At 48.8% G+C, this 22432-nt stretch carries 24 protein-coding genes; 2 read left to right on the top strand and 22 right to left on the bottom strand.

The annotated features are described in order from the left end of the window. The first annotated feature begins 192 nt into the window (after positions 1-192). Positions 193-360 carry a DUF2897 family protein gene (locus tag HF257_RS09900; protein ID WP_185708753.1) on the top strand — a complete coding sequence of 56 codons (168 nt, stop codon included), beginning with the start codon at positions 193-195 and terminating at the stop codon, positions 358-360. A gap of 8 nt (positions 361-368) precedes the next feature. Here HF257_RS09900 and HF257_RS09895 read toward each other — a convergent pair whose 3' ends face one another. Together HF257_RS09895 and HF257_RS09890 are read right to left on the bottom strand one after the other, a co-directional pair. Beyond that, positions 369-1217: an urea carboxylase-associated family protein gene (locus HF257_RS09895; RefSeq protein ID WP_185708752.1), complete on the bottom strand. Its 849-nt coding sequence runs from the start codon at positions 1215-1217 to the stop codon at positions 369-371. A 15-nt stretch (positions 1218-1232) separates the two neighbouring features. Further along, entirely contained in the window at positions 1233-1877 is a 645-nt protein-coding gene (locus HF257_RS09890) for a GntR family transcriptional regulator (protein ID WP_185708751.1), read from the bottom strand. Positions 1878-2010: 133 nt separating this feature from the next. On the opposite strand from HF257_RS09890, the gene HF257_RS09885 reads away from it, so the two are divergent. Further along, the gene (locus HF257_RS09885; RefSeq protein WP_185708750.1) at positions 2011-2595 is read left to right on the top strand and encodes a TetR/AcrR family transcriptional regulator; all 585 of its coding nucleotides are present in this window, start codon (positions 2011-2013) and stop codon (positions 2593-2595) included. Between the two features lie 19 nt (positions 2596-2614). On the opposite strand, the gene HF257_RS09880 is transcribed toward HF257_RS09885, so the two are convergent. The 20 genes from HF257_RS09880 to HF257_RS09785 all read right to left on the bottom strand — a co-directional run bounded on the left by HF257_RS09880 (position 2615) and on the right by HF257_RS09785 (position 22420). Next, positions 2615-2947 (bottom strand): ComEA family DNA-binding protein, encoded by a 333-nt coding sequence (locus HF257_RS09880; RefSeq protein ID WP_185708749.1) that lies wholly within the window; start codon positions 2945-2947, stop codon positions 2615-2617. 110 nt (positions 2948-3057) lie between these two features. Further along, complete coding sequence (locus tag HF257_RS09875) at positions 3058-5052, bottom strand: polysaccharide biosynthesis protein (RefSeq protein ID WP_185708748.1); 1995 nt, start codon at positions 5050-5052, stop codon at positions 3058-3060. A gap of 202 nt (positions 5053-5254) precedes the next feature. Then, a complete protein-coding gene (locus tag HF257_RS09870) occupies positions 5255-5926 on the bottom strand; it encodes an aspartyl/asparaginyl beta-hydroxylase domain-containing protein (RefSeq protein WP_185708747.1) in 672 nt (223 codons plus the stop codon). A 113-nt stretch (positions 5927-6039) separates the two neighbouring features. Then, positions 6040-7218, bottom strand: coding sequence for a DegT/DnrJ/EryC1/StrS family aminotransferase (locus HF257_RS09865; protein WP_185708746.1), 1179 nt, complete (start codon positions 7216-7218; stop codon positions 6040-6042). A 19-nt stretch (positions 7219-7237) separates the two neighbouring features. After that, positions 7238-8104, bottom strand: a complete 867-nt coding sequence (locus tag HF257_RS09860; protein ID WP_185708745.1) for a 3-hydroxyacyl-CoA dehydrogenase family protein — start codon at positions 8102-8104, stop codon at positions 7238-7240. Positions 8105-8118: 14 nt separating this feature from the next. Continuing rightward, the gene (locus tag HF257_RS09855; RefSeq protein WP_185708744.1) at positions 8119-8763 is read right to left on the bottom strand and encodes an acetyltransferase; all 645 of its coding nucleotides are present in this window, start codon (positions 8761-8763) and stop codon (positions 8119-8121) included. A 72-nt stretch (positions 8764-8835) separates the two neighbouring features. After that, entirely contained in the window at positions 8836-9429 is a 594-nt protein-coding gene (locus HF257_RS09850; RefSeq protein WP_185708743.1) for a sugar transferase, read from the bottom strand. A 42-nt stretch (positions 9430-9471) separates the two neighbouring features. Continuing rightward, entirely contained in the window at positions 9472-10704 is a 1233-nt protein-coding gene (locus tag HF257_RS09845) for a glycosyltransferase family 4 protein (protein ID WP_185708742.1), read from the bottom strand. A gap of 5 nt (positions 10705-10709) precedes the next feature. Further along, positions 10710-11840, bottom strand: coding sequence for a non-hydrolyzing UDP-N-acetylglucosamine 2-epimerase (gene wecB / locus HF257_RS09840; protein WP_185708741.1), 1131 nt, complete (start codon positions 11838-11840; stop codon positions 10710-10712). 20 nt (positions 11841-11860) lie between these two features. Beyond that, positions 11861-12979 carry a UDP-2-acetamido-2,6-beta-L-arabino-hexul-4-ose reductase gene (gene wbjC / locus HF257_RS09835; protein ID WP_185708740.1) on the bottom strand — a complete coding sequence of 373 codons (1119 nt, stop codon included), beginning with the start codon at positions 12977-12979 and terminating at the stop codon, positions 11861-11863. A 2-nt stretch (positions 12980-12981) separates the two neighbouring features. After that, complete coding sequence (locus tag HF257_RS09830; protein ID WP_185708739.1) at positions 12982-14016, bottom strand: polysaccharide biosynthesis protein; 1035 nt, start codon at positions 14014-14016, stop codon at positions 12982-12984. A gap of 30 nt (positions 14017-14046) precedes the next feature. Next, positions 14047-14829, bottom strand: coding sequence for an AglZ/HisF2 family acetamidino modification protein (locus HF257_RS09825; protein ID WP_185708738.1), 783 nt, complete (start codon positions 14827-14829; stop codon positions 14047-14049). A 1-nt stretch (position 14830) separates the two neighbouring features. Continuing rightward, positions 14831-15445: an imidazole glycerol phosphate synthase subunit HisH gene (hisH, locus tag HF257_RS09820; RefSeq protein WP_185708737.1), complete on the bottom strand. Its 615-nt coding sequence runs from the start codon at positions 15443-15445 to the stop codon at positions 14831-14833. Beyond that, positions 15442-16578 (bottom strand): N-acetyl sugar amidotransferase, encoded by a 1137-nt coding sequence (locus HF257_RS09815; protein ID WP_185708736.1) that lies wholly within the window; start codon positions 16576-16578, stop codon positions 15442-15444. Before HF257_RS09815 ends, hisH begins: the two co-directional genes overlap by 4 nt. Before the next feature lie 12 nt (positions 16579-16590). Further along, positions 16591-17733, bottom strand: a complete 1143-nt coding sequence (locus tag HF257_RS09810) for a glycosyltransferase family 4 protein (RefSeq protein WP_185708735.1) — start codon at positions 17731-17733, stop codon at positions 16591-16593. Beyond that, positions 17730-18341: a CatB-related O-acetyltransferase gene (locus tag HF257_RS09805; RefSeq protein WP_185708734.1), complete on the bottom strand. Its 612-nt coding sequence runs from the start codon at positions 18339-18341 to the stop codon at positions 17730-17732. The genes HF257_RS09810 and HF257_RS09805 overlap by 4 nt, the downstream gene beginning before the upstream one ends. Then, on the bottom strand, positions 18338-19540 hold the full coding sequence (locus tag HF257_RS09800) for an O-antigen ligase family protein (RefSeq protein WP_185708733.1): 1203 nt from the start codon (positions 19538-19540) through the stop codon (positions 18338-18340). Before HF257_RS09800 ends, HF257_RS09805 begins: the two co-directional genes overlap by 4 nt. Further along, entirely contained in the window at positions 19534-20898 is a 1365-nt protein-coding gene (locus HF257_RS09795; protein WP_185708732.1) for a polysaccharide deacetylase family protein, read from the bottom strand. Before HF257_RS09795 ends, HF257_RS09800 begins: the two co-directional genes overlap by 7 nt. After that, positions 20898-21860 carry a GNAT family N-acetyltransferase gene (locus HF257_RS09790; RefSeq protein ID WP_185708731.1) on the bottom strand — a complete coding sequence of 321 codons (963 nt, stop codon included), beginning with the start codon at positions 21858-21860 and terminating at the stop codon, positions 20898-20900. Before HF257_RS09790 ends, HF257_RS09795 begins: the two co-directional genes overlap by 1 nt. Then, complete coding sequence (locus tag HF257_RS09785) at positions 21857-22420, bottom strand: GNAT family N-acetyltransferase (RefSeq protein ID WP_185708730.1); 564 nt, start codon at positions 22418-22420, stop codon at positions 21857-21859. The genes HF257_RS09790 and HF257_RS09785 overlap by 4 nt, the downstream gene beginning before the upstream one ends. Positions 22421-22432 lie beyond the last annotated feature (12 nt).

The following is a 22432-nucleotide window of genomic DNA, read 5'->3' as shown; positions in this document are numbered from 1 at the left end:
AAGCTTACCAGATCCATTTGATCGCGCCTCATGGCGCTAGTATTTTGCTGACGACGATACCCGACAACTCCTGCAGCGATGTCTCGCTACGCGGACTTGCAAGGATTAAAATGAACCCCAAAGGGGTCTGTCGTTCAAAGCAACCATCACCGCAGGGAACTACCCTACGGTCAGCACTTCAAGGAGCGTCCTATGCCGTGGTATGCCTGGTTAATTTTAGTCGTCGCGATCGGCTCAATCGTCGGCGGTTTGTTGATGCTTCGCGACAGCGCCAACAAGGTCCAACTCACCGATGAACAACGCAAAAGTGTGGCCGAGCGCAATGCTCAAGCGGATGCCAAAGATGCGCAGGATCGGTGAATCCTCGGTTACTCCCAATCCGCCTTAGCAATTTGCAATCCGTGCTGCCCCTTGTAGGCAGCACGTTCCGGCTGACTCCAGCCGCCCAGTAGCGCCTCCTCCAACCTATAAATCTCAACCCCCAACGGACGACACACCGTCAGCGGGTCCTGTGCATCCGGCCCCCACATCGGTAACGACAAATCCCCACCTGGGCAGGTCGACAACGCACACAGCAAATCAATCTCGGCAAAAAACTCCAGGTAGTCGCCCTTCTGCGCCGGACAAGCCTTCATGAAGTACATGTCGTCATGATTGAGGCCCGTGCACTGGAAAATATTCAACACGTCATGCACGTCAAATTCTGTCAGCCCATGAGGTAATACCGCACGGGTCAGGTTCGAATGGCAATGATGATGGAAGTCCTCGCCCGTGAGCATGCGATTCACATACGGATCGCAGCGCGTACCCAGCAAATCGTGCAACCGCCCACCGTGCTCATCGATACCGTAGCTCGCCAGGCTGTCATCGGTGATCGTCACCAAAGGCCGCAGGAACGGCAGGTTCGACCAAAGCCGATCATGGGTGCTGACATGAGCGCCCTGTAGCTGACGGGTACGCGCCGCCCAAAGGCGTTCGCGAGGATCGTTGGCGTTCCACACATTGAAGTCGCCCACCTGCGGGCCCACTGGCGTAGTCACACGAAACACATGCCCCGCCGGCACCTTCCACGCCTTGCCCGTACGGATGGGCACTTCGAACTGCTCGATCAGCGTGCGCTGCTCCTTTCGATCACGAATACGCTCATAAAACGCCGTATCTACCTGTAACGCCGAACCTTTACTGACCTGATAAGCGGCCGGATAGTCTTTGTACATGATGCGCATCCTCCATCAGGGGGTGGAAAACAGGGCCAACGACAGGCGTTCCGAATCATCCAGGTACAAGCTCATCGCCTCTCCTGCCGCCGGTTTGTCCTGCTGGACCAATAGTTGATAAATCTTACGGTCGCGCTCCAGCCAGGGCGACTGGAAACGCTGCTCATCAGGCGCAGCGCAAAACACCAGGCGCAGCTGGGCGATGACCTGGGCAAAAAACTCGTCGAACAGTGGGCTACGCATCAAGCCCACAATCAGTTGGTGGAATACCAAACTGTGAGTAGCTACAGCACGCCAGTCTTCGCGCTCCCGCGCCAGAGTGGTGGCGTCGATGGCGTTTTGCATGCGTTCAGATTGATCGTCAGTGAGCGCGCTGCTCTGGGCGATGGCCTGCAGCTCTAACGTGCGACGGACTACAAATAGATCACGCACTTCTGAGCGCTCAAGACGTCGGACCATCACGCCTTTGTTGCGCACATATCGGGTCAGACCCTCTTGCCCCAGACGATGCAGTGCCTCGCGAATCGTATTACGCGACGCGTTGTAAGCTTTGACCAATTCCACTTCGACCAACGCCATCCCCGGCAGCAACCGCCCACCGATAATGTCGGCACGGAGTTCCAGGGCGATCTGGTCGGCTAAGGACATGCTAAGCGTCATCACGGCCTCACGATTGTTGAACAATACCTAAAGCAAACGTCATCACTTTTCATGCCAATGCAACGCGGTCTTGTCGTGATGTTTAAAAAGGTTCACCTTCGTTAGAATGCCGCTACGTCCCCGAGGCATCCCAATGCGTTATTCACAAGACCACAAAGCCCAGACCCACCAACGCATCATCAAGGAAGCTTCCGTTCGCTTCCGCCGCGATGGTATTGGTGCCACGGGGCTACAGCCATTGATGAAAGCACTAAATCTTACACACGGCGGGTTTTACGCGCATTTCGCCTCCAAGGACGAATTGGTGGAAAAGGCGCTGCAGGTTGCTGCTGCCGAGTTGGATGCCCATTGCGAGATGCTCTTCAGCCAAGAAAGGCCACTGGAAGCGTTTATCGACAGCTACCTGTCGGAATGGCACCACACGTCCCCAGGTGAAGGCTGCCCGCTGCCCACCATGTCATCTGAACTAGGGCTAAGAGGCCAGCAAAGCGCAACGACCGATGCGGTGCTTGGCGCAAGGCTCAAGCAAATAGAAGCAGCACTGGCGGATGGACGAGGCGATACTCAGGGATTGCTGTTGATGTCGACACTGGTTGGAGCGCTGGTGCTGGCCAGAAGTGTCGAAAATCCGGCCCTGGCGGCGCGGATCATGGATGTGGTCCGTGATAGCTTGAAAGCGCAGATATGTGAGCCCGAGGATGAAAAGGCCGGTCAATGACCGGCCCTCCTGATATGTATTAGTTGATTTCCAGCCTCTCGCGATTCTTCTCCAGCAACGCCTTGCCGATCCCCTTCACCTCCAACAACTCATCCACCGCCGTGAACGGGCCATTGCTTTCACGGTAGGCGATGATCGCCTTGGCTTTCGCCGCGCCGATGCCAAAGAGGTCACGGCGTAAGGTTTCGGCGTCGGCGGCGTTGAGGTTGACCTTGGCGGGTTGCTCGGTTTTGGAGAGTTGGGCGGTGATGGGGGTCGGGGCTTCGGGCTTGAGGGAAGGGGCTGCGGTGGTGGTGAGGGTGAGAGTAGTGAGGAAGGCGAAGATAAGGGAGGTTAGGTAGGGGGTTTGCATTTGACGCTCCTTGGGATCGATAAGTGAAAAAGCAGCTTTTCCGAAGCTGCTTTTCAAACTTAGGCGATGTTGGGGATTCGTCAAAAGTACTTGAGTAACAGGGTATTAAATCAGGGCTCCTGTCGACGCTGTTGGTAGATCCAATCGACAATTTCCCCATCGGGGGAGTAGCCACTGACGGTGTCGCGAAGGAGTTGGCGGACCCGGGTGTAGTCGTCTTGGTCCACTGCGGCCAGAAGCTCGACCAGCTTGCCCTTAAGCACTTCCCAAGAGAGATGGTCTTCGTTTGCACTCATGATCATTGGGTGCTGGGTGGCGACGACGTTATCGCCAATCAGTAACTCTTCGTAAAGCTTTTCGCCGGGACGTAGCCCAGTGAATTCAATGGCGATGTCGCCGTGGGGGTTTTTGTCGGAACGCACGCTCAAGCCGGAGAGGTGGATCATCTTTTCGGCGAGTTCGACAATTTTTACGGGCTCGCCCATGTCGAGTACAAACACGTCGCCCCCCTGCCCCATTGAGCCAGCCTGAATGACCAATTGCGCGGCTTCGGGGATAGTCATGAAGTAACGAGTGATTTTGGGGTGGGTAACAGTTAATGGTCCACCCGACTTGATTTGCTTATGAAATAACGGAATTACTGAACCGGAAGAACCTAATACATTGCCAAAACGCACCATCGTAAAACGGGTTTTGTTGACACGGGATATATTAGATTTGTCGCCAAACATCACGGGCGCCAGCTCCTTGCTGAGTGCCTGCAACGTGAGTTCCGCCAAGCGCTTAGTACTCCCCATCACATTAGTTGGCCTGACAGCTTTATCCGTCGAAATAAGCACAAAGTTGGCCACCCCGGCCTGCAGTGCTGCTTGAGCGGTGTTCAACGTTCCAATCACGTTATTCAATAAGCCTTCTGCGATATTATGCTCCACCATCGGTACGTGCTTGTAGGCGGCTGCATGATAAACCGTGTCAACACGCCAACTCTTCATTACGTCCAACAGCTTGGATGGGATTCGCACTGAACCCAATATAGGTAGAAGTCTTACCGGCAACGCTTCGCGGATCACCCGTTGTTCGAGTTCCGAGAGAATGCTGTACAGGTTGAATTCACTGTGCTCGAACAGCAGCAAGGTTTTCGGGCGAAGAGCCAATATTTGTCGACAGAGTTCAGAGCCGATTGAACCACCAGCACCTGTCACCAGGACGGTTTGCCCCTTGATGCAGTGTTCAAGCAACTCATCCTGCGCCGGAACGGAATCACGCCCGAGAAGATCCGCAATATCGACCTCTTGAATATCATCAACCTTCACTCGCCCGCTGGCCAAATCCATGAAACCCGGGACGCTTCGTACGTGCAGAGGAAAGCCCTCAAGAAAACCGAGGATCTCGCGACGACGACCGCGGTTGGATGAAGGAATCGCCAGCAGTATTTCCTGGGCGCCGGTAGCTTCGATCATCTGCTGAATATGCTTGGGTTTGTATACGTGCAACCCTGAAATGACACGGTCAGAAATACCGTTGTCATCATCAATAAATGCTACCGGTCGCATGACTCTTCCCATGCGCAACGCTGCCACCAATTGGTTCCCGGCAGCACCCGCCCCATAAATCGCAACACGGGGCAAGCCGTCCTCACGGCTTGTGAAAGGAACGTATTGAGCCGCGGTGAACCAATCGCCCAGAAAATACTGGCGCATTGCGAGGCGCAGGCCGCCTACAGCAATCAAGCTGAGCCACCAGTAGATAAAGATTATAGAGCGGGGCACCACATTTTCGTGGTTGCCGTACCAATAAACGACAATGCCCAGAATCAACGATGAAAGGGTGACAGCCTTTATGATCGCAATCAGTGCGTCGTTACCAAAATATCGCATCACTGCGCGATATAGACCAAAACGGACAAAAAGCGGAATCGCGACAATCGGGGCGGCGATGAACAGCCACAGATGAAGCTTCAGAGGATTCACCATCTCGTCCAATCCTAGCCTGACGACAAAAGCCAGCCACAATGCCGCCCAAACTACCAAAATGTCGGTAGCGACCTGGATCATTCGCTTCTTCCGCCGAGGCAGCCCCAGAAGCGCGGTCCGCAATCTACTCATAACCCTTTACCCATTCAGAAAATCCCTGATATTTCTTAACATTTCCAATCTTATATTTCTGAGCAGCCTTTGGCTTGAAATTTAGCAATTTTTTGATGATGCAAGCCTATTACTCAATGGGTTCCCTACAACCTAACCTCGTGCAAAACAAAGCCAAAATGAATGCTGTCACTAAATAACCTTTGCGGGCAGGCTGCCCGCCTCACTTTACATCTTTTTTCCCAAATACGCGCCAAGCAACAAACTTCTTAATCATCCGCATTTGAGCCAAAAAGTATTTTGGGTCTCTCCAAATGTTAATCAAAACAGATTTTACAAAACTAGATAACAAAATAACCAAGAAATAAACATCATGAATTCGACCAGACAGATTTTTGGCCGGAAGCTTTGAACTCACGCTCTTATTAATCGGACATTCGATGACGATATGAACCCGCGTGCAATCACTTTCATTTCTTACCTCATGCAAATAAGATGTGTCCAATGCCCAGAGTTCACCCTCTGCCATAATCACACGCTCTTTTGAAACATTGAAAAAGACACGATCATTCGTGATAACAGGAACATGAAATCGAATTCTGGCATTACTCGAGGCGCCGGTCAGATCGCGATGCGGATGCAAGACTGCGCCTGGCGACAAATAGTAAAAAACGCATATGCCGTCTTTCTCAGCACCCAAAAAATTATAAATCTCACTCATGAATGAATGGATATTTGGATCAAGCTCAATCTTATGCCACTGTATGTCCCCGTACTTGCCACCTTCGTGAACACTTGTTTTTTTATTTTCCAACTCTAAAGCAAGCGCTCTAATAGCTACCAACTTGTCCTGATCAAAAAAATTCTTCTGAATTAAAAAGCTTCCAGAATTCATAACACTTCCCTCGCCAGAAAATTGGTCACTTCACAGCTTAGCCCGTGAAGTGAGCCGCCTAGCCACAACACTTTCGCCTGTCAAAAAGTGACAGGCGACAAGATCCAATATAGTCACGTTAGGGTTGCTGATCGCATCACTGCGGATAATACACCACAGGTTTTATCTATCTCGTCCGCGCTGAGGGAAGGATGAACTAAAAACATAAGGCTCGTTTCGCCCAACTCCTTGGCAACTTCAAAGCGTGTGGTAGGACGCCACCCGGTGCCATCGAACGCTTTCTCTAAATAGACTTCGGAGCAAGAACCAGAATAGCAAGGCACACCTTGCGCAGAAATTTCCGCAAGGATTCGATCGCGGCTCCAATCGGCTCGAAGCTCATTGGGCTTCACAAATACGTAGCATTTATACGCCGCATGGACGATTTGCGCAGGAATATCAGGAACACGTAACCCCTTGATCTCTTTAGCAACGGACCAAATACGCTGGGCGTTGGCGATACGGCTACGATGCCAAGACGCCATTCGACGCAACTGAATCCGGCCTATGACCCCTTGTACTTCCAGCATGCGCCAGTTGGTACCAAAGCTATCATGTACCCAGCGAAATCCAGGGGGATGCTCGCGCTCATAGACCGCCTGCCAACTTTTTCCATGATCCTTGAACGACCACATGTCCAAGAACAAAGACCGATCGTTGGTGGTGACCATCCCTCCCTCACCACCGGTTGTCATGATTTTGTCCTGACAAAAAGACCAAGCTCCGATATGCCCGATGGACCCAACAGGACGGCCTTTATAAAGAGCGCCATGCGCCTGCGCACAATCCTCTATGACCTTCAAAGCATGGCTGTCAGCAAAGTCCATGATTGGGTCCATGTCGCACGGCCAACCGGCCAGGTGAACACAGATAATCGCGCGGGTCCGCTCCGTAAACACTGCCCTGATAGTATCAACCGTAATGTTTTGCGAATCCGGGTCGACTTCAGCAAAGACGGGGACCGCACCAGCATTAACGATCGAAGACACAGACGCCAAAAAAGTACGTGGCGTAACAATGACCTCATCGCCTTCACGGATGCCTAAAGCCTTTAGAGCCACGTCCAGCGCAACTGTGCCGTTAGCCAGCGCGACCGCGTAGCTCGTGCCGGCCCAGGCTGCGAATTCCTTCTCAAACTCTCGGGTTTCTTGCCCGGTCCAGTAATTGACCTTGTTTGACAAAATGACGTCGCGAACCGCGTTGGCCTCTTCTTCGCTGAAAAAAGGCCAAGCAGAAAAAGGCGTATTGAGCATCTCTGGCTACCGCTCCCAATTAGTATGAAAAGAAACCGCGTCCTGTTTTACGTCCCAGGAGGTTGCCGCGAACCATCTTCCGTAGAAGCGGGTGCGCACGGTATTTAGGATCGCCGGTTTCGTTATGAAGGGTTTCCATGATGGAAAGATTGACATCATTTCCAATAAGGTCAGCCAGCGCTAATGGCCCGATAGGGTGATTTGCGCCCAAGCGCATCGCCTTGTCAATCTCCTCCGCCGTAGCAACATCCTCCGCGAGAATACCAATAGCCTCGTTAATCATCGGAATGAGCATACGATTGACGATGAAACCCGGGGCCTCATTCACGAGCACCGGATCTTTACCAAGCATACGAGCAAAATCCAGGGCGCGAGCAACCGTAGCCTTGGAGGTCGTTAGCCCTGCAATGACTTCGGCGAGTTTCATAACGGGTGCGGGGTTAAAAAAATGCAAACCGACAACGTTTTCTGGATGCGTTGTTAAGCTCGCCAGGTGGGTAACTGAAAGAGATGATGTGTTCGATGCCAACAGAGTATTCTCGCTGGACACCTTTGAAAGCTCACTGAACACCAAACGCTTGACGTCAATATCCTCCGCGACTGCCTCAATAAAAATCTCGACATTCTCAAAGTCGGAGTAATCACGAACCACTTTAATTTTTTTAATGAAGTGCCGTGCTTGCGTAGCATCCAAGCGTTTTTTATTAACCAACCGTTCAAACTGAAGTTCAATTTCTGCCAACGCATTGGTTACGGACTCAGACGATCGTCCTTTCCAGGAAACGGAGTCAACGCAATCCGACTGTACAAGAATTTGAACTATTCCCTTGCCCATTGTACCGGTGCCAACGATACCAACATGCAGGCGCCTCTCTAAATCAAACATAAAAGCACGCCTCATCAACCAGCTATTGTTTTAAAGGCTTTTGCGGGGTTCCCAAAAAAGACGGTATTCTCAGCGACGTTTTTGGTTAACACCCCTCCCATTCCTAACATGGAACCTTGCCCCAACGTTACACCCTGCCGAATAGACGCACCGGTCCCAACCTCACAACACTCCGATAACTTGACATTACCCGACACAGCAACCAATGGTGCCACAGTAACAAAGTCTCGAATTACGGCGTCATGACCAATTGTGCAGTTCAAATTGATAATGACATGAGCACCGACTACTATATCAACCGTCAATATCGTGCCAGCACAGATAATGCTACCCTCTCCGATCGATACAAACTCGCTGTTAACAACTGCTGCAGGATCAATTAAGGTCGCAAATTGAGGCATCCCTGATGCGGCAATATTCTCATATATTTTTTTCCGTATTCGTGGGCTACCAACCGCGATCACATACAAACAGTCTGGATAATTGACCCAACTGTCAACCGTGCCCAAGACTGGGGAGTCGCGATATGTCACTCCCTGCACGGCAGGATTGTCATCGAGAAAGCCAACTACAGTGATGCCCAATCGGCGCGCCAACCAATAGACCTCTTTACCGAAACCACTAAATCCTACAATAATCAGTCTTTTGGACACGTCCATATCGGCTCCACCGCACAAATCATTACGACTATAAACATCGAACACTTAAACAATACTGCAGTACAGGCAAAATTAATCATTCCCAGTGAACTTAGACATCGTCACTTCACCGTCTCCGCTGATTCCTTCCCTTACCAAAACCTTCTTGACGGTAAGGAAAACGATTTTCAAATCCAGCCATATCGTTTGATTGTCTACATACCAAACATCAAGCTTAAATTTATCATCCCAACTAAGCGCATTGCGCCCATTTATCTGCGCCCAACCGGTTACACCTGGAAGCGCATCATGCCGGCGCAACTGCTCAGCATTATATAGGGGCAGGTACTCCATGAGCAAAGGACGAGGTCCGACCAAGCTCATATCACCTTTCAAGACGTTCCACAATTCAGGTAGTTCATCCAGGCTGCTCGACCGCAAAAAGCTACCGAAGGCAGTCATTCTCTCACTGTCCGGCAACGCATTGCCTTGAGAGTCAAAAGCGTCTTTCATGGTGCGAAACTTTATCATCTTGAAAGGCTTCCCCCGAAATCCCGGACGTACCTGACAAAAAAGCACAGGTGAGCCAAGCTTCCGACTAATCTGCCATGCAACAAACGCTATGATCGGCGATAAAAATAAAAGACCGAAAAATGAGGCGACAATATCAATAGACCGCTTCAGCACTTTCTACCTCGTATGCAAAACAATAAAAAACCATTATCAAAATCAACGCCTTTTACGCAGTGCTAACTGATGGAAGATTGAAGCAAATGCTTGAACCCCCTTCTCCAGCGATAAATTTTCGCGGTAGTAACGTCTTCCATTTTCCGCCATCACTTTCCTGTCAATAGGTGCTGCCGCGATTAGCGAATCAACAGCCATAACCATTGATTCAGGATCTTCGGATTGCGCTGTAACGCCACATTGGGCTTGGGAGACCAAATCCGCAGCATCCCCATCGACAGCCATCAATAATGGTTTTCCAGCAGCCATATAAGCTTGAGTTTTAGATGGAATAGTTATTGTAAATAAAGGGTCTTTTTTCAAATGTACCAATAATGCGTCAGCACTACTTAGATAGTTACCGACCTGCGACATAGGCACCGCGGCCAAAAATACAACATTATGAATTTCGTAATCTGCAGCTTTCTTTTTCAGGCTCGCGACCTCAACTCCCCCACCTAAAAACACAAACGTCACAGCGGTGTTTTTGGCCTGTAGAATTCTGGCAGCTTCCAGAACCGAATCCAGCGCCTGCGCTTTCCCCATATTACCTGCAAATAAGACACGGAACGTACTGGAGTCGGGGAAACCGGTAGGCAACGAACCGTCACTATCAGTAATTGTATCTTCAGCACACCAATTATAGATAACTTCAATCTTTTCGCGGGGTACGTCACGCTCTATCAATAGCCGTTTAAATCCAGGCGAAAGCACAGCGATATGATCGACACTTTTATAAACCCACTTACACCCCTTCGACACGATTTTCAAAGCGCGCTCATTGGAAAACATCCCAGTAGCACGGAGCGTATCAGGCCACATATCCTGAACGTCATACACTACCGGGATTCTTCGAAAAAAACGAATGATTGAAGCGGCAAAGCCCACCGTTAGAGGTGGGTGATAGGCGTAAATAACATCCGCACGCTTTGCTAAAAATAATCCGTAAAACAGGCTTGCGGCTGCGAAGCTTACGTAGTTGAAAATACGCCCCAAACCGCTTTGACCATGGCTCGGGTAGAGTGGCAGGCGCGTAACAAACACACCATCAATAACTTCCCGCTGTAGTAACCGCACTTTATATCCAGGGTAAATTTTACCACCGGGATAATTTGGAAAACCAGTAACCACTTCGACCTGAAGCCCCTGCTTAACTAACTCGCGGGCGAATATCATCCCCTTGAATGTGGGCTCCGGATCAAACCATTGGGTTAAAAGCAAAACGCGAACAGCCATTCCTTTTAGTACCTTTTCCAGACAACGCGCATTACATAGTCACGGTAGCTATGAATAATCCTGACAATTTTATCGGACACATTTGGCATACTGTAATCACTGACCAAGCGCAGACTGCGATCGCAACCGCGCTTCTGTCCCTCCAAAACCTGAAGCGCCTGCAGAACGCGACCACTTTCAAGTCCAACCATCATTACTGCAGCTTCTTCCATCCCTTCTGGTCGTTCATGAGCCTCCCGTAGGTTCAGGGCAGGAAAGTTAAGAATTGACGATTCTTCGTTAATAGTTCCACTGTCCGAAAGCGCGGCCTTAGAACTAACCTGCAATTTATTATAATCTTTAAAACCCATCGGTTTCAGCAAGCGAACATTTTTATGAAACGTCACACCCAACGCATCGACTCTCTTCTGCGTCCGGGGATGAGTAGACACGACAACCGGAAAACCAAATTGCTCTGCTACAGTATTCAGTACGCCGACAAGTTTAAGAAAATTTGTGTCTGAGTCTATATTTTCTTCACGATGGGCGCTAACAATGAAAAACTTTCCGTATTCCAGGCCCAGTCGCTCAAGCACATCAGAACTATCGATACCCTCACGATAATAGGTAAGCACCTCAAACATCGGGCTCCCTGTCTTAATGACCATGTCTGGAGATAGACCTTCACGCAACAAGTAATCTCGAGCAATGGTGCTGTAGGTAAGATTGATATCAGCAGTATGGTCAACAATGCGCCGATTAATTTCTTCGGGGACTCGCATATCGAAACAACGGTTTCCAGCCTCCATGTGAAACGTGGGTATCTTACGCCGCTTCGCTGGAATGACTGCCATACAACTGTTTGTGTCTCCCAATACCAACAACGCTTCGGGCACTACCTCCGCCAGTACACGATCAACTGCGATAATCACATTGCCAATTGTTTCAGCACCACTGGCGCCTGCGGCATTAAGGAAATAGTCAGGTTTACGAATACCCAAATCATCGAAAAAAATCTGATTGAGTTCGTAATCGTAGTTTTGGCCGGTGTGAACCAAAACGTGCTCACAGTGATCATCGAGCGCTGCCATCACTCTGGAGAGGCGAATAATCTCCGGACGGGTGCCTACGACAGTAACGACTTTTAACTTATTCATGAGATTCTCTACTGACTCACTCAGACTTTCGTGCCAACAGGGAGGGCATAGGTATCCGGATTCTCTCTATCAAAAATCTCGTTAGCCCAAAGCATAACAATCATCTCTTCACCTCCAATATTAGTAATATCGTGAGTCCATCCCGGCACCGTCTCGACAATTAGCGGTTCGTCACCGGTGGTGAAAAGCTCATAAAACTCGCCCGTAACGATATGGCGAAAACAGAAACGCGCATGGCCTCTAATGACCAGGAACTTTTCCGTCTTGGTGTGGTGGTAATGCCCACCACGCGTGATTCCCGGGTGTGCAGTAAAAAAAGAAAATTGACCTGAGTCCCGGGTCTTGAGCATTTCGACAAAAGTGCCACGATTGTCTTGATACTTGGGGACTTCATAAGTGAAATCCTCAGGAGGTAGGTAGCTCAGATAGGTTGAATAAAGCGCCCTGACCAACCCCAGCCCCACCGCCTCAGTGGTCATATTTTCGCGGCTCTTACGGAACGCGCTCAACTGTTCCGCTATCCAGCCTACCGTTACCCGATACTGGGGCGTGATTACCGGGAAGGATGGGTCAACAAGCCCGCCATCCATAACTGAAATGAACTGCTTGATTACATCGTCAATATAAACAAGTGTGACTTCTGCGGCAGGATCGTTAATCTGTATGGGTAGTTGGCGAGCGATATTATGGCAAAATGTCGCAACGGCAGAGTTATAGTTTGGGCGCGCCCACTTGCCAAAGACATTCGGCAACCGAAAAAGGTGGACCCTGCTCCCATGCTTGGACGCTAGATCTGCAAGTTCCCTCTCAGCACCAAGCTTGCTCAACCCATAAGCATTATTGTGCTCTGCCTGTGTAGACGAGGTGTACAACAGCGGGATTTTACGCCCACTGGCTACAACTGCATTACACAACGCTCGTGTCAAATCAGTATTGCCTACTTGAAATTCCTCCTGCTTTTCCGGGCGGTTCACACCGGCCAAATGGAAGATGAAGTCCACTTGAGCCACCCGATCGCGTAATTCATGAAGACTGTCTGTGCGGGCAAACCGTAAAATATCGACGTCCTTGCGCTCGTTCAAATGCGCGATCAAGTTCATGCCGATAAATCCGTTGACTCCCGTAACAAGTACTTTCATGGTCACTCCTCGGGCGTCGCATGCTCACCACGCTGAATGGCATGCATGAAATCAAGCTTGAGAAGCAATTGTTGCATCCCTTCAACATCCAGCCGCTCAGTATTATGAGAGTTATAGTCCACTGCGTGCGAAATCTTTTCCTCGCCTTGCTCCACAAACTTACTATAGTTTAAATCGCGCAAATCAGGCGGTACTCGGAAATAAGCTCCCATGTCCTCGGCACACGCCATCTCCTCACGGCTCAAAAGTGCCTCGTAAAGCTTTTCGCCATGACGAGTCCCGATAACTTGTATCGGGTGCTCAGGTTTGTTAACCATGATAGTCAGTGCACGGGCCAATGTTTCCACTGTGGCGGCGGGCGCCTTTTGGACAAACATATCTCCATTGTTGCCATGCTTAAAGGCATACAGCACCAGGTCAACCGCGTCCGCCAAAGTCATCATGAAACGCGTCATATTGGGGTCGGTTATTGAAAGCGGAATTCCGGCACGGATTTGATCAATAAACAGAGGAATAACCGATCCGCGCGAAGCCATGACATTGCCGTAACGCGTCCCACAGATAACTGTCTTGCTTTCGTCCACATTACGCGACTTGGCGACCATCACCTTTTCCATCATTGCTTTGGAAATACCCATGGCATTAATGGGGTACACCGCTTTGTCCGTACTCAAGCAAACCACCCGCTTGACGCCATTTTGGATTGCAGCTTCAAGCACATTATCTGTTCCGATAACGTTTGTTTTTACGGCCTCCATCGGGTGAAACTCACAGGACGGTACTTGCTTCAATGCCGCCGCATGGAAAATATAATCTACACCTCGAGTAGCATTCAGGACACTTTGATAATCACGCACGTCACCAATGTAAAACTTCAGCTTACTATTGGCATAACGTTTACGCATATCATCTTGCTTTTTCTCATCACGGCTGAAAATACGAATTTCAGCAATATCCGTATTGAGAAAGCGTTTAAGCACGGCATTGCCGAATGAACCTGTGCCACCCGAGATTAGAAGCTTTTTTCCATTAAACATAATAAGTCCTGAAACCGATGTAGTTGTCTATTAGTTAGTTCGCAAGGCTGAATAGACAACCTCATTCTTCTGTTGATCGTTCGGGTAGCTGATAAGGACGGCTTTATAAGGTCCTTTGAACACAAAGAAACTGCCGGCGGCTACACCTACGACACCACACGCGGCAACAACGTCCCGCATATGCTCCAACGCGCCAGCGCCACCCAGAACAGTAATTGGAATGTTGATAGCCTGCCTGAGCCGAGTCGCCAAATTAAGGTCATATCCCTCCATTCGCCCATCGTGATCTATAGAGTTGATAACAATCTCGCCTGCGCCCAAGCGCTCCATCTCGAGAGCAACATCCAGTACGTTTCGCTTAGTATTGACAGTTCCGTTGTGCGTCCAAACATCGTGATGTTTGCTAAGCAAGCGCTTCTTGTAATCAAGAACGACCACCACGCTCTGCGTGCCAATTTCTTCGGCAATACGCGAAACAAGCTGAGGGTTCTCCACTGCAGAGGCGCTGATCGCAACCTTCTCTACACCAAGGCTAATGATTGCCTTGGCCTGCTCAGCGGTACGGATGCCACCTCCGTAGCACAGTGGCATCCGGCACTCTGCTGCTAAATGGGCAATTCGCTTATAATTTGGTTCTTTGCCTTTTGTGGTGGCGTCTATATCAAGGACTATCAGTTCGTCCGCTTCTTTTTCATTGAAGATCTTCACGGCATTGATAGGATCCCCAACATATTTTGGATCCTTAAAACGAACGGTTTTAACCAATCCGCCGTCCTGGATCAACAAACATGGAATAATTCTGGGCCTGAGCATCTCAAAATTCCGCGAAGTTTTTCAAAAGAGTAGTACCAAAGTGATGACTCTTCTCTGGATGGAACTGCACGCCAAAAACGTTATTTTCGGCGACGGCGCAGACAAAATCTCGCCCGTAGGACGCTGAGGCTATGCCAGCAGAGCCACCCTCACAATCGAAATAGAAGGAGTGAAGGAAATAGAACCGAGCGTCATCTTCAATCCCCCTAAATAGCGGCGAACCGTTTATCGGCTGCACGTCATTCCATCCCATATGAGGGAGAGGCAGTCCTTGGAGATCGGGAACCGTAGCAAATCCCTTGACTCGTCCAGAGACCCAACCAAGGCCAGGTAGCTTACCTTCATCACTGCCGCTGGCGAGAATCTGCATGCCAACACAGATCCCCAGTACAGGCACGCGTTGTTCCCGCACCATATGTTCCAACGCCGGCCGCATACCAGAGGCATCAAGCTTTTCAATGGCGTGATCAAAAGCACCCACACCAGGAAGAATCAAGCGGGATGCACCCTTCAGCTCTTCAGCGTTCGTTGCTACACAAACGGGAATATGCAACCGCCGATAGACGTTTACAAACGCCTGAATATTACCTAGCCCATAATTGATGATAGTGATCATCTGAACAGCCTTCTCTCCAAACCCAGTGCGCTCATTACACGCGAACCTATACCGATGAGGAAGCGCTTATTTCGGTAACTGTGGAAAGTTTTGTTCTCGCCTTCGAAAATTTCCTGGAGTTGGTCAACTGTTAGGTCGAGTTTATTGGCCACATACTCAAATTCGCTCTGAAGGAATTGCTCCTCCAGCTCAGGCTTGGCAATCCGCTGAACTGCCTCGTCTCTGGTCATCTGACCGGTCATGATCAGGCTGGAAAAATGGGCGCGACGCTTCTCATATCCGAACTTGCGTGGCATCCAATAGTCTTCGTAAAAACGAGTAAACCGAGATTCGTGGTGCTTATGCTGAAATTTTTTCCAGCCATACAATCGCTCCAGCGTCGCCTCTGCATCCTGCTTTATATATGGAACAAGGTTTAACGGCTTAACTACTTGCATTCCCAATAAACGCTGGTAAAGAATTTTGTAAACAAAAATATCCGTCAATGGAAACGACTTGAGTTTACGCGAACCAAACCGCTGATGAATATCCCGAAACAACGTCTTGTCGACACCAGGATAGGCGCCCCACTCCTCTGGCTCCCTACAACACTCGGTAGAATAGTTGGCGCCGGTCAACACGTACTTGATACGGTGCTGACGTGCAAACTTGTACAGGCCTGAAAAAAAAGCAGCGTCCTGTGGCATATCTTGGTCAGGAATTTGGGACCGGAAGAAAGCAGTTTGAAGATCTTTCATTTCCTCCCAGTTGATGACGTCGGTATAGAGATCAAGCCCCATACCATCTACCAACTTCTCGATATTACCTACCGCTTGGTCCGTATTCCAGCCTGCATCAACGTGAAACAATAAAGGTCGGAGGCCCATTTTTTCTTTTGCTATATAAGCAGCATAAGAGCTATCAAGTCCACCGCTGAGACCAATAATACAATCGAAGTCCTTTCCCTTACCGTTTGCCTTAATCTTTTCAGCAAGAGCCATCAGCTCCTTTTCACCGCGCCCATCGGTGTGCCAATTTGGCTGAATGGCGGACTTGAAATTATTGCAGTAATCACAAACGCCTTGATCATCAAAAGAAATTTTTGGATCACTAGTATCCATAATGCACTGGGTGCATATCTGATAATTTTTCATAAAGCTTCCATATTAAATCAGGATACGCTTGGCCATACGCTGATAGTCCAAAAGCTCTGATGCAATTTCAAATGAGCGAATTGACATATTACTCAAGGCACCCGGGTTATTTTCTACTTCTTTAAACACCGAAATTTGTTGCTCCAGTGTAGAAACTTTCCAGCCGTTACCGTCAACAAATGGCCGATGACTGGGCACGTCCGCAATGACTACCGGACACCGCGCGCACAAGCTCATCTGCATAGTTGCTGACTGACTTCCAGGCTGGATGTAAACATCCGCACCACATAGCAACCGATACAATTCATCGGCGGTTTTCCAACCTAAATATCGAACGCGATCATCTTTAGCCGACAACTGCCTCACTTCCGACTCAATTGATTCATGCACGCGACCAACAATAAGGAATACAAAATTCTGATCTTTAATTTGAGAGAATGCTTGGAGACTTTCTACCAGCTTTTTTTTCTCATCAAACTTACCAGATTGAAGGAATACGGTCTGGCGTGCGTCTAAGCACCACTCCATTCGAGCACTGTTTCGATGCGAAAGATAAACCTCTTCGTCAGCAACAAAACCGCCCAGTGGAAAAAACTCAAGAGAGTGACCAGGCAAGCCGTACATTTCTTTTGCGAAATCCATAGTCTCGAGAGATATGCATAAGACTTTATCGATCCAAGGGAGCGCGCGCCGGATGATCGGGCGATAGAAAAAACGATGCAGCAGGGAGGACAATGCGCCAACCGCACTGTTATTGGCATCCTCATGGCTGTCGACGTAAAGTCGGACCTGCGGGTGTTGGCGCTTGTAACGAGCGGCTGTAAGCAGTTCCCAACCGCAAAGCCCGTGAAACATAATGACGTCAGGCTTGAAACTCTCGAGAATTTCATAGACACCAGGATGGGACCGAACCTTTTTTCGAAGCCAGAAAGGTCCTACTTTCGAATACGGAAGACGAATGACCCGCGCGCCATCACTGCCTAGATAGTCACCACAGTCCGTGTAGCCTAACGACATGTTATTCAGATAAGTTTCGGTAGACGCCACAACCAGAACGTCGTGCCCTCCAGCGACATGCTCGCGAACGAGCTCATTCTCTTGATATCGATAGTCATCGATGTAAAAACACGACAAACAGAAATGAAGGACCTTCATGACGCACCGAGACTAGCCAGAAACGCTCGCGGGTCATTAAACAGGGGCGCAGAGGCACGTAGCTTCTCGTCTGAATAAAGCCACCATTCGCTTTTCAGCAGCCCCTCAATGACATCGTCCGCAAACCGGTACCGAATCAGACGGGCAGGGTTGCCTGCAAAAATTGCATAAGGTGGTACATCCTTGGTCACTACACTTCCCATCCCGATAACGGCACCGGTGCCGATTGTAACACCTCCCTTCACAAACACGCCCTCACCGATCCAGACATCGTGGCCCACATTCGTATGGGCCTCCGAGCCGTATTCATGGCGGGAGAACTTCTGGTTGATGCTCTCCTTATGCGATAAAAATACAGGGCTTGTGGATACGTACTCCATTGGATGCCTGGCCCCTCCTACAATCACCCTCCCAGCTATTGAGCAAAACCTCCCAATACTAACATTGATAAATAAGCAATCGTAACCACAAAAGGAATGGCCAGCCATAGAGCTATTTACTAACGCACTTCCGGATTCAACTTTTGAGGTATTCGCCACCGAACTATTTAGAATCGCTTTCCCACGCAACTTCTTTAAAAGCTTCGCAAAAACATAACCAAGTGTCATATCAATTCCTCATCCTTATGCGCAACATTAATTCGAACCAGCCCCGCTTTATAAGAATGGGAAACTGTGATGACACACGCCAATGCCATCCAAAATACGTTTGCTATATACAGCGAACTACTGACCATCACGAACGTGGCGTATTGAACATAAAGAACAGCAACCCAAACGTGTCGCCCCGACGCCATAACTTTTAAAGCTGAAAACCAGCCAGAAACGAACATAGCAAGGAAGGCCGCCCCCCCCACTACCCCCAAGGCCATAAAGCTCTCGACGATAAGGTTATGCGGGTAAGTTCCCAGAGGCCCAACTCCACCACCATCAAAAAAATTAGACAATAATACGTCGAGCGATTGCCTATATATTTCAGCACGACCTGAATCATCAAAAAATCCATTAACTACACGCTGAACGATATAACTATTACTATCAACTATAAGCAAAAAAAATAACGGAGCAGAAAATATAACTGCGGCCATCATTACCAAAAAATTCTTCGACTTAGATATGGCCCAAGCAATCACAACTACGATCAATGACAATATAGGGCCGCGCGAACCGCTGCCGATCAACCCGGCGACTCCGATCAGAAAACAAATCCCATATGTGAATTTAGACGGCAGAGAGCCAATTCTAAAGCCACATAGACTTATGAGCATGACAGTCACAGCGACGTGCCCCAAGGCAATAGGATTCAGCGTGGGTGTTTCCAACCGGCCGGAAAAAAGCTCGCCAAACGATACTTGTTCTTTTGCAATGAGTACAACGCCTGTCAGTAAAAGGCCTAATACTCCAACAGCAGCAATACCGGATAACAAAGCGCGTTCCGATATATTATCTACTTTTGCAGCCATGGCGACTGCTGGTATCAGGCAAACAAAAACTGACTGCATCCAATACTCATAAACTGGAACCGGAAAACTATCCGGTACCAAAACACTGTCTAGAAAAATTCGGAACAAGTACATGCCCCAAAACAACCACCAAGCGCCCCAGAAAAGCGTTAATCGAAAACGAACATGCACCATTGTGCAAAGTATTGCCAATGAAAGCAGAAGAACTATCACCCTGTAGGGCACCGAAGCAAGTCGATTATTTATGTCTAACAATTCAGAAACAGCAGCCACGACAGGATAGCCCACGACCACCGCAACCAAAAAAGCACAATAGAGACCACTCGATAATTTAATCTTTAACATTTAAGGCTCCATAAATAAAGTCGCCTTTCCTCTTCAGTCACCAAATTATTATTATGCCAAAGCAAAGTGAATTGTCCATCCACCGTACGACAAGCGTCTTTAAGCATTTTCACTTTTTCAAATGCAGCATCCCCATATCCAAGCGCAAGATAGCTAGTGCTCGTAAGCGTTACGTCCATCACAATCAACGGCCTAATCCTGACGTTCAAAATCTCTTGTGACACGGGGTCAAAGGCGGGATACTCGAAACAAGTACCACAGCGAAAACCAACTAACTCAGCATATCCCAGCGTACTATCGTAGGACATGGAAGCCTCATCCCAGGCTCTCAACGTCGCCGGCTGACTCCAACGCAAAAAATGCATACGCCCACCCCAGGCTGCTTGTACGATCCCTTCCTCCAAGCAAACCCTTCGTAGTCGTGCTACCTCCCCGAGTATTACAGAATTTGAGAGATAGGAATTGTAGCTAGGATGAAGCCCAATCTCATGCCCCCGCTTGTTGATCCTGCGCAACAATTCACGAATAGCAGGATGCTCTAACTCATAGTCAGCATCTCGAGTTAAGTCAGTTCTGCCGCAAATAAAATAGAAGGCACTGGCGATCCCTTCTTTTTCGGACTGGGCCATTATCCAATCAAACGTGTTTGCAGGATCTAAAGAACTGAGGCTTTTTCGACTAGTAAACTTTACAATGAGCGCTTTAAGAACACCGCCAACATCTCTTCGCTTGATGATATCCCCACCGATTGCCCGAAGCCACCGGGATAAAGAACGGAACGCATACCGGCTAGGTTCATCCACATCGTGAGAAACCCTCATTGAAAACTTATGCTTCAACAACTTTAATTCAGGCCAATTAATACAAATTATATCTCGTAAGATCGAAAGCCACTCATCAACAATGGGACGCTCTAGATAATCATACTTCATTGCATGAGAGTTCCTTGCAGAGAACCGTTCATGCTCGTCTAAATCGGAACGCCCTACTTCCTCACTGCGGGATAAAATCCAGTAGACCATCCCCAACAAGTCATAATGGACCACAAAACCAAAGCTTTCTTTTTGAATCAAGGGCACCCGAAGAGTGTGCTTGCCAGGCACAGGAAGGTTCTGACCGCCTGGAGGTATCCAGCCTTCTTTCACAGCACCCCAGCTCACACAAGGTAGCGCAGAGTCATTACGATTGAAGGTCCCAGGATCACACTCAAATTGGATAAATCCCTGAAAGCCAGGCAAACTAAGCTTAAGTTCAGCACCGTCTGTCGATGTCAATTCAAACGGGTAACCCATTCGTTCGAGTAGAATTTGCTCAATCCAACGCCGCGCGGCAACACCAGGCCAGCCGGATAGGTTCATCAGGCTTTCCCTCTTAGATCTTGCAGGAAGAAATAAAGCCTAAGCAGCTTCGAAGGCGTTCTGCTGATCGAAAAATATGGCCTCTGGGAGGCACCGAAGGCCCGAAAGAAGCGCTCAACAGGTTCCATCATCGAACCTTCGAAATCAAATCTTTCAGTGACGCCAGAGCAAAGCTTTATCGCCTCCCACATGCATAAGCTTGTAGCGCCGCTGTTTCTTAGATCAGGGTCGCCGCCACCCATGATGTAGTAGGCACTATGTTGATCCCATACAATATAAACACCAGCATGATGCCGCCCTTGGTCATCCTCAGCGATCACTATTGCCCTGGACGAACGACTGGCACACGCATCATCAATTTTTTTGACAACATCATCGGAATAAGGCACTGACAATCCCTGTCTCTGATAGACCATCTCATTAAGAGCCAAAAAGTCTTCTACAGATAAGTCAGTTCTAACTTTAAGCGAAAAACGGCTTTGTGCCTTCCGAATATCCCCGCGAATATTCTGTTGAAACTGATGCCATAACGCATCAAAATTGTCCAACCCATCTAATACGTAAGTATAACGCGTCGTTTGCCGGAAACCTGCCCAATAGAACGGCAACCAATTAGCAACCTTATAACTCCAGCTTGCAGAGAAATGATCATAGCGAGGCAGTTTTGAGATCAACTCAGTCATTAAATCTTTTTCTCTTCCTAAGCGCTTGGATTCCTTGTCTTCGGTAGCTCTAAACCAAGGCCCCAAGTGCTGAGTGAGAACAGGCATAGTTACAATAGAAACAAAAAGTTTTCTTTTAATAATAAAGGGCATGCTGGCAATTATTTTGCCGTCTTTTTCGCATACTACTACGTCCCAATTTTCATGTGCCACTGCATCAAGCCACCACGCTTGGCTGAATATAGGAATCGACGTTTCAACGGCACAAAGCTGACGATATTGTTCTCGCACTAAACTCATTTCACCGATTCCAAGTCACAGACAAGGTAATACTCATCATTGGTTTTTTCATTTTCCGCCCCCAGGCACACTGGTTTAAACCCTGCCTTCCGCGCGGAGGCCATAGATGCAAAGTTATCTTTTGATATCCGCGATGAGATTCCGGAAATACCTGCACTGGCAAAATGCAACTTCGCTAAAAAACGCATACTGGTGGCAATACCTCTACCCTCAAAACACCTTGCCACACCGATAAAACCCTCGTGAACGGTAAGCTCCTCAAGGTCTCGTTCGTTAAAATAAAAAAAATCAACACCGATCAATTTTTTTTGTTCTACTGAACATGCAACAACCACTAATTTCGGGCAAGTCATTAGGCATAATAGAAGTCGAAAACAACCAAATGTCCCTTCCGGATTATGAGTCAGATAGAACTCGCGGAAACGAAAAATTTCAGAACGTTTCGCACCACGATAAAGTACGCCAGCAGATCGCGAAACGGGAATGCTACCCACTTCAAGATAAAAGCTTAACTCCCTTCGCACGGTGGCAACTCGGGAGCACAGTGATGATAGTGTCATGCTATCTTGGCC

The sequence above is a fragment of the Pseudomonas cremoris genome (genome assembly GCF_014230465.1).
Note: the sequence above shows the minus strand (reverse complement) of the source record. Positions and strands in the feature narration are given on the sequence as shown.